9 protein-coding genes are annotated in these 10,926 nt (G+C 37.1%); 7 read left to right on the forward strand and 2 right to left on the reverse strand.

Annotation, left to right across the window (positions count from 1 at the left end; all coding sequences use genetic code 11):
• Positions 1-1,435 (forward strand): aminomethyl-transferring glycine dehydrogenase subunit GcvPB (gene gcvPB, locus RT405_RS04655; RefSeq protein ID WP_313467983.1); only part of this gene is annotated, 1,435 nt, incomplete at its 5' end.
• A 136-nt stretch (positions 1,436-1,571) separates the two neighbouring features.
• The gene (locus tag RT405_RS04660; protein WP_313467985.1) at positions 1,572-2,126 is read left to right on the forward strand and encodes an AAA family ATPase; all 555 of its coding nucleotides are present in this window, start codon (positions 1,572-1,574) and stop codon (positions 2,124-2,126) included.
• 768 nt (positions 2,127-2,894) lie between these two features.
• On the opposite strand, the gene RT405_RS04665 is transcribed toward RT405_RS04660, so the two are convergent.
• The gene (locus RT405_RS04665) at positions 2,895-4,259 is read right to left on the reverse strand and encodes an FAD-binding oxidoreductase (protein WP_313467986.1); all 1,365 of its coding nucleotides are present in this window, start codon (positions 4,257-4,259) and stop codon (positions 2,895-2,897) included.
• 288 nt (positions 4,260-4,547) lie between these two features.
• Between RT405_RS04665 and RT405_RS04670 the strand changes: the two genes are divergently transcribed.
• Positions 4,548-5,027 carry an Rrf2 family transcriptional regulator gene (locus tag RT405_RS04670; RefSeq protein ID WP_035032195.1) on the forward strand — a complete coding sequence of 160 codons (480 nt, stop codon included), beginning with the start codon at positions 4,548-4,550 and terminating at the stop codon, positions 5,025-5,027.
• A gap of 31 nt (positions 5,028-5,058) precedes the next feature.
• Positions 5,059-7,974, forward strand: a complete 2,916-nt coding sequence (locus RT405_RS04675) for a YhgE/Pip domain-containing protein (RefSeq protein ID WP_313467988.1) — start codon at positions 5,059-5,061, stop codon at positions 7,972-7,974.
• Between the two features lie 48 nt (positions 7,975-8,022).
• Here the strand turns inward: RT405_RS04675 and RT405_RS04680 are convergent, their stop codons facing one another.
• The gene (locus tag RT405_RS04680; RefSeq protein WP_313467990.1) at positions 8,023-8,916 is read right to left on the reverse strand and encodes a DMT family transporter; all 894 of its coding nucleotides are present in this window, start codon (positions 8,914-8,916) and stop codon (positions 8,023-8,025) included.
• A 469-nt stretch (positions 8,917-9,385) separates the two neighbouring features.
• Here RT405_RS04680 and RT405_RS04685 point away from each other — a divergent pair, with 469 nt between their 5' ends.
• From RT405_RS04685 to RT405_RS04695, 3 genes are all read left to right on the forward strand, one after another.
• Positions 9,386-9,856 carry a GNAT family N-acetyltransferase gene (locus tag RT405_RS04685; RefSeq protein ID WP_313467992.1) on the forward strand — a complete coding sequence of 157 codons (471 nt, stop codon included), beginning with the start codon at positions 9,386-9,388 and terminating at the stop codon, positions 9,854-9,856.
• A 68-nt stretch (positions 9,857-9,924) separates the two neighbouring features.
• Entirely contained in the window at positions 9,925-10,452 is a 528-nt protein-coding gene (locus RT405_RS04690) for an LURP-one-related family protein (protein ID WP_313467993.1), read from the forward strand.
• Between the two features lie 38 nt (positions 10,453-10,490).
• Entirely contained in the window at positions 10,491-10,676 is a 186-nt protein-coding gene (locus RT405_RS04695) for a DUF6440 family protein (protein ID WP_313467995.1), read from the forward strand.
• Positions 10,677-10,926: the final 250 nt, after the last annotated feature.

Raw genomic sequence — 10,926 nt, forward strand, 5'->3', positions numbered from 1 at the left:
CCGACCAGGACGGATTGCTGCAGATCTTCCTAAAAGTGATGTTGCATTTGTTGATTTAGCTAGAAAATTTCCGGATCATTTAATTCGCAAAACGGCAGCTGAATTACCAGAAGTTTCCGAACCGCAATTGATGCGTCACTATACGGCTTTATCGAATAAAAACTTTGGAGTAGATAACGGTTTTTATCCATTAGGTTCCTGCACGATGAAGTACAACCCTAAAATAAATGAGGATGTTGCTCGGTTGCCTGGCTTTGCAAATATCCATCCTTTTCAACCAGCTCAAACAGTCCAAGGTGCTTTTGAACTGATGTATGAACTGCAGGAAGATTTAAAGACTATTTCAGGAATGGATGCATTAACCTTACAACCGGCTGCTGGAGCGCAAGGTGAATGGACCGGCCTGATTATGATGAAAGCTTATCACCAAGCAAATGGAGAAGGAACTACGCGGACAAAAATCCTTGTTCCTGACTCAGCTCATGGAACGAATCCATCCAGTGCTTTTATTGCTGGGTTTGATGTCGTCGAAATTCCTTCAACTAAAGAAGGAACAGTTGATTTGGAAGAATTGAAAAAACAGGTAGGCTCAGATACTGCCGGTTTAATGCTGACTAACCCTAATACATTGGGTTTATTTGAAAAAGAGATTCTGGCAATGTCCGAAATCATTCATGAAGCTGGTGGGTTATTGTATTATGACGGTGCAAATTTAAATGCGATCATGGGCAAAACGACTCCTGGAGCAATGGGATTCGATATCGTTCATTTGAATCTGCATAAATCATTTAGCACGCCTCATGGTGGAGGAGGACCTGGATCAGGACCTGTAGGAGTGAAATCCTTTTTAACTACTTATCTGCCCGTTCCCCGTATTGAAAAACAAGAGGGTCAATTTGTTTTAAATTCAACTTATCCTCTTTCTATTAGACGCGTTAAAGGCTATTATGGCAATTTTGGAGTAAATGTTCGCGCCTATACATATATCCGGACCATGGGGCCAGATGGCTTGCGACAAGTTTCTGAAAGTGCCGTCTTGCATGCTAATTATTTGCGTGCTCGGCTAGCACCATATTTTGCTGTTTCCCATGCGCAGTTTTGTAAACATGAATTTGTTTTATCCGGCATAAAACAAAAGAAATTAGGTGTTCCGACAAAAGATATGGCTAAGAGGCTGCTAGATTTTGGTTACTATGCACCGACAGTTTATTTTCCATTGATTGTCGAAGAAGCCATGATGATTGAACCAACTGAAACAGAAACGAAAGAAACGCTAGATGCTTTTGCCGATACGTTGATTCAAATTGCTAAAGAAGTGGAAGAGACTCCTGAACTTGTTTTAGAAGCTCCTCATCATACACCAGTCAAACGAATAGACGAAGTGCAGGCAGCCAGAAAACTTGTATTGGTCTATGATAAGTCTGTTGAAAAGTAATTGATTTGTCCCTGTCGTTATTGTTTTCTTTTGCCTTCTTCATTACTGCACTAAAAAGAATCGGCATCAATAACAGAAAAAAGTTGATCGTCTTGTTGTTCATTTATACTGGTCACTTACTAAAGGAGAGATAGAGATGGAAATGTCAGACAAAAAAACAATTCTAGTATTGGTAGGAGCCAGTGGAAGTGGAAAAACGACGTTAGCCAATGCCTTGGCAGCTGCAGGAATCCCTAAATTAGTGACTACCACGACACGTCCTAAAAGACCAGATGAAGTAGAAGGTCGCGACTACCATTTTAGAGATAAATCAGAAATGCTGGATATTGCGTTTATCGAGAATTCCTTATATGATGATCATCTTTATGGTTTGACGGTGGATGCTGTTGAAGAAGGATTGGATTTATACGATGTAGTAAATGTAGTCTTGGACAAAAATGGAGCGGCTGCGTTAAGGGAAGTTTATCCATTGTACACAAAAATCATTTACTTGAGCATTACAGAAGAAGAGTTGCAACAGCGATTAGAAAACCGAGGAGATAATCCTGAAAGTATTCAACAACGCTTAGTTTTTGCAAAACAAACTGGAGAATTTAACGCACCTATTGAAACAGATTTGATTTTACCTGTTCAAGATGTGACAACTTCTGTGCAAACGATCCAAGCGTTTCTTAAAAAAAATGAAGTGTGACAGAAAGCGTTTAGACCCGAATCATTGGAGCGAATAAGTGCAGCATGGTCGTAGATCCATCGAACATTAAACAGAAGCACTGTAGGCTATATCATGTCTGTACGAGCTAAAGCTATTATAGGCATGACAAAGTGAACGTCGGGTCTGCTTTCTGGAGTACATTCAAGAATAAACATTCAGATATATAAGAAGAGGTTATCATAATAAAAAATGGCTCTCCTTTCTCCTAAATAAAATAGGAAAAAGAGGTCATTTTTTTTTCTATTAACAGGAATTCTGTTGGTTTAGTCGAAAATCAGCGTGGATGATCTATTTTATCGTATTCAAAAAAGTTTGCGTGCCTTAAGTGATAGCATCTCTCATACTTAGGGCACGCAAAATAGATTTGCCTGCCTTAACAATTGGCATTTAAGCGGCTTAGGGCACACAAAAGAGTTTACGACCTTATCACTGGAAATTCCAAAACTTCAGGTCCTTAATAGGAGTTTAACGACCTTATCGCTAGAAATTTAAATGACTTCAAGTCCTCAAAGGGGGTGGAACATCCTACCTTCTATGTTTAGTTCACCTATCTTTACGTCAAAAAAGGTGGCATGAAGGATATACTTATTTATCCCTTTACACTATCCTCCGTGGAACAAAAAGCAAATAGGTGAAACAGTTGAAGAAACAAGCTTCTTTTTGATAATTTTTTTTAATACTCAATTCTATAAAAATCAGCTTATTTTTTGGTTTTCTACCAAAGAATAAGCTGATTTTCGTTTTACATTAGATAACTTTTGTCGGATTTAACCGGCCGTCTGGATCAAAGATCCCTTTGATTTGCCGCATAAAATGTAAATAATTAGGATCGGACATTTTTTCTAAATAAGGCTTTTTAATGATGCCGATGCCATGTTCAGCAGAAGGCAACCCGCCAAGTTCTTTTATTTTAGCGTAAAGTAGATGTAACACATGATCGCGTTTCGTTTCCCATTCGGTTTGATCTGCGATTTCGCCACGAGTAATACACGTATGAAGATTCCCATCACCGGCATGACCAAAACTGATTAGTTTTAAACCACTCTCCGCTTCTAACTCTTTTGTATAGTGATAAAGTGTAGATACGTGATTGATAGGAACCGTTTCGTCAAGTGTTACTTGTTCTGTATAATTTACAACAGCTGTCAATAATTTATCCCGTAAGTACCAAGCCGTTTTTTCTAAAACAGGGTCGGTTAAAGGAATGATTTCGATAGCTTGATGCGGTAAAACACTGGCTTCCAGTAAGTTAACGCGCCGGTCGATCGATTCGCGGTCTTCCCCATCTAAGGTAATCAATAAATAAGATTGCCCTTTTTGACTTGGAAATTTCAGGTTATTTTCAGCTTCGCTTAGTTCAATCACATCGCGTTCAAAGAATTCTAAAGCTGTCGGGTCAACCCCGTTTTTTAAAATCGTCAAAACAGCATCAGTAGCGTCATTTAAAGAAGGGAAGGCAACCGTCAACGATAAGCTCGCTTTAGGCAGCGGAATCAATTTTAATTTAATTTGAGTTGTGATACCTAAAGTCCCTTCAGAACCAATGAATAAGTCTTTTAAATCATACCCAGAGCTGTCTTTTATATTTAAACTACCTAAAGATAATTCCTCACCTGATGCCAGTACAACATCTAAAGCACGCACATAATTACGTGTAACTCCATATTTAACTGCACGCATACCGCCAGCATTGGTAGCAACATTTCCACCAATGGAAGAGTATTTAGAACCAGGATCTGGCGGATAGAAGTAGCCCCGGCTTTCAACATATTCTTGGATGTCTTGCAATAAAACACCCGGTTCAACTGTTAATGTCATGGTTTCAGTATCTAAATCAAGGATGCGATTCATCAAGTGTACATCAATAATCAATTCACCCTGTATAGGTGTAGTGGCACCAGATAAACCTGTACCGGCTCCACGAGCGATAATAGGTAAATTCTCTTGCTTAGCAAATTTAACCAACGCAATGATTTCTTCTTTCGTTTTAGGTAATGCAACCCCGTAAATATTATCGGCAGTGCCTATATATTCATCATAGCGGTAAAGATCAGGGATAGCTTCTCCCGTATAAACTCGTTCATTGTCTTGAATGATATCTGTTAATAGCATGTAAAAATCTCCTTTGAAAAAATAGTATACGTAGAAGCAAAGAGCTTAGAATAAAAGCGCTTTATCTTTATTGTGAGCTACTGAAAAGGAAAACACAAGTTTTTACGGGAATTTTTTTAAGAAATGAATGGTTAAATTTAACATAAGAAATAAAAAAAGAGGATTTTTTGAAACTTTTCTATTGCTATTTTTTTAAAAATGGAGTAAATTTATTCATGGACATACGAAGTCCATAATGGACAAAGAATGTATCTAATTGAAAAATAAAAAATGAAGAGAGGCGAGAGCGTGAACTTAACAAAAGGACTGGAACAAGCCGTTTGTATTATTACGCTATTAGCAACACAAGATAAACGGTTTCCAATTGCTTCCCATATTATTAACCGAAGATTGCAAGGGGCATCGCCTTCTTATATTAAAAAAATTATGAGAAAACTAGTTGTAAATGGGTTAGTGACTTCTGTATCAGGAAGCAACGGCGGTTTTTCTCTAGCGAAAAATCCGGAAAATATTAATTTGTTGGAAGTGGTCGAAGCATTAGAAGGCCCAATTGTGACTTATCCAAATACAGGGATGATCAACCAAGTCTTTTCAGATATGGGGCCCACTGCCAATCAAGGGGAAAAAGTTCTGACTGAAGTATTCAGACAAGCAGATAATCAATACACAGACTATCTTCGTCAGCAAACCGTCGCCCATTTGATTCGTGAGTCATTGGATCATCGAGGCATTCCTGTTCTTAACTGGAATGAAACGAATGAATGCTGATCAAGTTTAAGGAAGGCGTGAGACAGAACTAATGGAAATGTTAAAAGAAGAATGGAAAAAAATAAGCAGCAATAAGATGCTGATGATTTCCTCTATCGTTATTTTATTTATCCCGATTTTATATGCTGGTTTCTTTTTGAAATCCAACTGGGACCCTTATGGCAATACAGATAAATTATCTGTTGCCGTAGTAAATGAGGATGTTGCGGTCGATTATGAAGGAAAGAAACTAGATGTTGGGAACGAAATGGTTGAAAATCTAAAAACCAATGATGCTTTAGATTGGCACTTTGTTTCGCCAAGCGAAGCTAAAAAAGGCTTAAAAGACCGTAAATATTATATGGTGATGACTGTACCAAGGAATTTTTCAGAAAATGCAGCGACATTAATGGATGATCATCCTAAGGAAATGAATATCACCTATGAAACAAATGGTTCTTTAAACTTTATTGGTGAAGTGATCAGTAAGTCAGCTGTGAAAGAAGTCAAATCCGAAGTTTCTCAAAATGTTACTAAAGCCTATACGGAAGCTATCTTTGATCAAATTGGCGAAGTCGGAGAAGGATTTACAGAAGCAGCAGACGGTGCGGAAGAATTAGATGAAGGCACAGACAAATTAGCTGATGGAAATCAAGAAATCACTAAAAACTTAACCAAGTTAGCCGACAGTACCTTAACATTCAGCGATGGTGCAGATACGTTAAATGTTGGGTTAAAAGAATACACTAATGGTGTAGCTCAAGTCGGTTCAGGAGCAACTCAATTAAATGAAGGTATTGGCCAACTAGCTTCTAATGTGGGACCGTTAAAAGACGGTGTAACACAATTAGATAATGGGGCATCTAGCTTAGCTAGCGGTTTAACGGCTTATACAGCAGGCGTCAGCCAATTAGAAACTGGAGCCGGACAATTAACTGCTAATAATGCTAAACTTCAAAATGGTGTTGCAAGTTTAAGCGGCGGAGTAGACCAAGTCAAATCAGGCAGTGATCAGTTATTGGCTGGGTTGAATCAAATGTCAGATATGTTAGGTGAAAGTTTAACACAAGAAAAGCAAGAGCAATTAACAGCATTATTAAATGAAGAAACCGGGTTACCTAAATTAAACGCAGGAATCCAAGAGCTCAACGAGGCTTTAAGCGGAGAAAATGGCGCAATCGATGCTGATTCGATAACTGCAAACCTAACTAACGTAGGAACAAACTTAGCAGGTATGGAAGAAAATCTAACTACTGCTGGCACAAATCTAACTGGAATGAAAGATAATTTGACAGCTGCTGGTACAAACTTAGCTGATATTGGAACAGATGTAAAAGCGCTAGGTGAAAAAACACAAAGTAATGCAGCCAGTACGGTTAGTGCTATTCAAAGTACAAATGCATTTCAAGCTTTAGATGAAACTCAAAAAACGGAATTATTGGGTGCTTTGCAAAAAGAACTGCAAGCACAAGGAAAATCAAATGGAGATATACTTGGAGACATGGCTGAAAAAACAACAGCAGCAGCTCAAAGCGTAGTAGCAGCTGGAGACAAAACTGCCACAACCGGAGAGAATGTTACTGCAGTCGGGACCCAAGCAACTAATGCAGGAAAGGCAGCGACAGATTTAGCAAAACAAATGAAAGGTTTAGCTGCTACATTACCTAAATTGAAAGTTAGTGTTGCTGAATTAGCAGCAGGATCAAATGTAGCTGTTCCTGGGGCTGTTGAAGCAATCAGTAGTTTACAACAAGGTTTATCAGGAATACAAGGTGTCTTAGACAGAACTGGTGAAGGTGAAAATAAAGGGTTGATTCAAGGAATGACAGAATTGAATCAAGGTCTTGCAACGATTCAAAGCGGTTTGAATGGCGATAACGGTTTAGTATCTGGAATTACTGAATACACAAATGGTGTCAGCACATTACAAAATGGTGCAGGCCAATTAACGAATAATTCTAGCGCATTGAATTCAGGAGCTGCTCAATTAAGCGGCGGAATCAACCAAATAGCTGGAAAATTACCGACATTGATTGACGGTGTGAACCAATTAAATAATGGTTCGACTGAGTTAGTGCAAGGAACCAATCAATTAACACAAAACTCTGGAACTTTAATGAACGGTGCAGCTCAATTAGCTGATGGAGCAGATCAAATCAATGACGGATCCAATCAATTAGCTAACGGTTCTCAAACACTAGGCGAAGGATTGGATACATTAAAAGATGGAACTCAAACACTAGCCACTAGTTTACAAGATGGTGCAGATGAAGTTAATGCTATTGATCCGACAGATGAAACCTACACGATGTTTTCGAATCCAACTAAATTGACGCATAAGGAATACAGTCACGTACCTAATTATGGTGCAGCTTTAGCTCCTTATATCATGTCCATGGCTTTGTATATCGGTGCAGTCGTCTTTAATACAATTTATCCTGTTCGTAAAAAATCATTGGCTGGTCAATCAGGTGCAGCATGGTGGGGAAGCAAAATGTCAGTTGCATTATTATCAGCTGTCTTGATGGCATTGATCGAAGGCGGAATATTAATGCTGCTTGGCCTACATGTTCAATCTGTAGGAAAATTCTTCTTAATGGCTGTAGTAGCTGCTCTAACCTTTATGTCAATCGTTTCGTTCTTCACGATCGCATTAGACAATGTCGGCCGCTTCATTGCGATGTTGTTACTGATCGTTCAATTAGGCGGTTCAGGTGGAACATTCCCGATGCCGTTGACAAATGGTTTCTTCAATGCCATTCATCCTTTCTTACCGATGTCGTATTCTATTTATGGGCTAAGAGAAGCGATTTCTGGCGGAATGGGTCAAAACTTATACTTGCAAAGTATCATGGTCTTAGTGATTGTATTTATTGTATTTAGCGGATTATTGCTGCTATTTATGACACTTTCTCAAAAAAAGAATCAAGATACAGAAAACAATCATAAAGAAACAGTAACAGCTTAAAAAATAAAGCGTGCCGCTTCTCTCAAAGAGAAGCAGCACGCTTATTTATTATTCAAATCCTAAAATGAAAATTCCGACCATAATACCAGCAATGACTAAATACTGAGTTCTAGTTAATTTTTCTTTTAAGAAAATACGAGAAAGAATAACAGAAACAATACTATAACAAGAAATCAAAGGTGTAACGATGATCGCATTACCTGCAATAGCGTATACATAGAAAAATTGACCAAACGTTTCAAACAAAGCTGCATAGCCTTTTGTTCTTTCTTCAAAAAGATTGAACTTTTGTTTTTTTATACCGATAAGATAAATACCAGATAAAATAGCACAAATTAGAAAAGTCAGTTCATAAGAGGTATTGGCTTGGTTTTCACTCATGACTTTATCTAAAATAAACGCATCTGAAAAAGTTCCAACACCGTCAATCACAGCATATAAAATGGGTAAAATAATAGCAAGTGCGCCGATTTGGTATTTTCGATCGATTTTTTCTTTGTGTCTCATTCTATCTAAATCTGCTTCTCTTTTTTCTAAAATAGATAACAATAGGATGCCGACTGAAATAATAGCAACGGCAAAAAACTGCAGACCTGTCATAACTTGTCCTAGAAAAATGAATGTCAGTAAAGAGGCAATAGCACCTGATGAATTCATCACAGGGGATGAAACGGAGAGCTCAATATAACGCAATCCAATATACCCTATGGTCATTGAAAGGATGTACATGCTGGAAACTGGTAAGTAACGAATGATATTCATTGGATCATAAGAAATATCGGTAAATAAAATGGTCCAAAAAGCATGGATTCCCATCACTAGACCAACCATCATTACGATTCTTAAGTGACTGTAAGGGTCTTTTGGATCTGAACCTTTCTTATAAAATAAATCTGCTGCTCCCCATGAGAAAATAGAGACCAATGTAAAAATAAACCACATATTTTTCACCTTTTCATATATATAAATTTGCGAATAACTTATGTAGACAGACAATAGAATGAATGCAAAAACGTCTGTTAAATTCGCCTTATTTATAGTAGCACAAAATGAACAAAAAATAATAGAAATAAAAAATAAACTATGAAAAAAATGAAAACAGTTAAAAAGAACTTTAAGTTCAGCGTGACAGAAAACTTATCTTTCTAGCAAATAGCTATTTTACACGAATAAAAAGAAAAAATTATGTATACTAAAATTAGGTTTAAAGTCTAGGAAAGCATAGGTAAGAAAGCTATGAAGGCATTCATTTTAAAAGAAAAAATTTTAACGGATTGAATGTTCAAAGAAGACAGCTGTCTGGAATGGAAATCAGAAAAAAAGTTTCATTGATGCTGTTTGTAATTTGTGGCATCAAGCAGCTGTTGAAAAAAATAAGTGAAATAAAATAGAAAGCGAGAGATTAATGCAGATGAAACAAAAAATAACTTTAAAAAATCTAGCTATTAATGACCGAAAAACATACCTTGAACTTTTCTTGATAGCTGACGAAAGTGAGGCAATGGTCACTCTTTATTTAAATGAAGGGGAAGCAGGCCTTATCCAACTAAAAGGAGAAACTATTGGAGTTGTTTTATTTACTTTTCCAGATAGGCATTCAGTAGAAGTGAAAAATATAGCGATTCTGCAGAAGCATCAAAATAATGGATTTGGCAAACAAGTGCTAGTGATAGCAACGGATAGGTATGCTGCAAAAGGTTTTCGTTTTTTATTTGTCGGCACAGCTAATTCTAGTATCTCTAATATTGCTTTTTATCAAAAAGCCGGTTTTAGATTAGACTCTATTAAAAAAGGTTTTTTTCTGGACTACCCTGAAGTAATTATAGAAGATGGTATTCAAGCTAAAGATATGCTTGTATTCAAAAAAGATTTAACTGAATAAATACGAAAGCGGCAAAGAAACAAGAGGGATGAGTCTTAAAGTAGTGTTCTTTTTTAGATTCCCTTATAATGAAAACAAAGAGGCAATTAACTATAAAGAAAGCTGGTGCTGAAATGAAGTTAGTAATCAAAGAAAAGCATTTTTCATTGCGAGATACCTTAACAGTACAAGATGAAAAAGGAAAGACTGTATATGAAATTAAAAGCAAACTGGTTTCATTAGGAAATAAAGTGTTGATCTATGATAAAGAGCAGCAAGAAGCTGCTTCTATTGAAGAAAATAAAATTGGATCTGCTCCTAAATATACGATTTACCAGCAGGGAGAAAAAATAGCAGTTATTAAAAAAGGAAAAAATTTGATTGGATCAGATTATACCATTGACAAATTAGATTGGAAAATCACAGGAAATGTTGAAAAAGAAGACTTTCATATAAAAAAAGGATTAAGTACGATTGCTTCATTTAAGAAAAAGTTGATTTCTATGGGCGATGCGTTTGTATTGGATGTAGACCAGGAAAAAGATGCTTTAACCGCATTAGCGATTGTTACAGCTATTAAAAGCATCGAAGAGAATGCAGAAGAGAACAAACAATAGCTTCTTGTAGGTAAACTAAAACAAAGAGGAGTAATGAGATGAGTAAACAGCAAGAAGAACGCTTTGTATTGACGTACAAAGAAGGAAAAATGACACAACGTATGGTATTAGTTGATCGTAAAACGGGCGTAAATTATCTTTATGTAGGAAGCGGGTATGGCGGAGGTTTATCTGTACTGCTTGACGCAGAAGGAGCACCGATCGTCACGGAAATAGAAGAGTAGTTAAGTAAAGCAGGGGTTAAAATAAAAAGAACAAGTATCTTTAAGAAGGTGTACGGAAAGTACGAACCGATAAAGGTGCTTGTTCTTTTTTTTCTTTTTAGCAAAGTAAGGTATTATAAGTTTTTTTGCATTCGGTGTCTAGCAGGTCAGTTAAACCATAATCGCATTCACTCTCTCGCATACTGCTCAGCTTCTACGCTGCGCTCCGCATACCATATCTGTAAGCAGCTAAAGCTGGAAGGCTCCTAGC

The organism is Carnobacterium sp. (assembly GCF_032094055.1).
Lineage (GTDB): Bacteria > Bacillota > Bacilli > Lactobacillales > Carnobacteriaceae > Carnobacterium_A.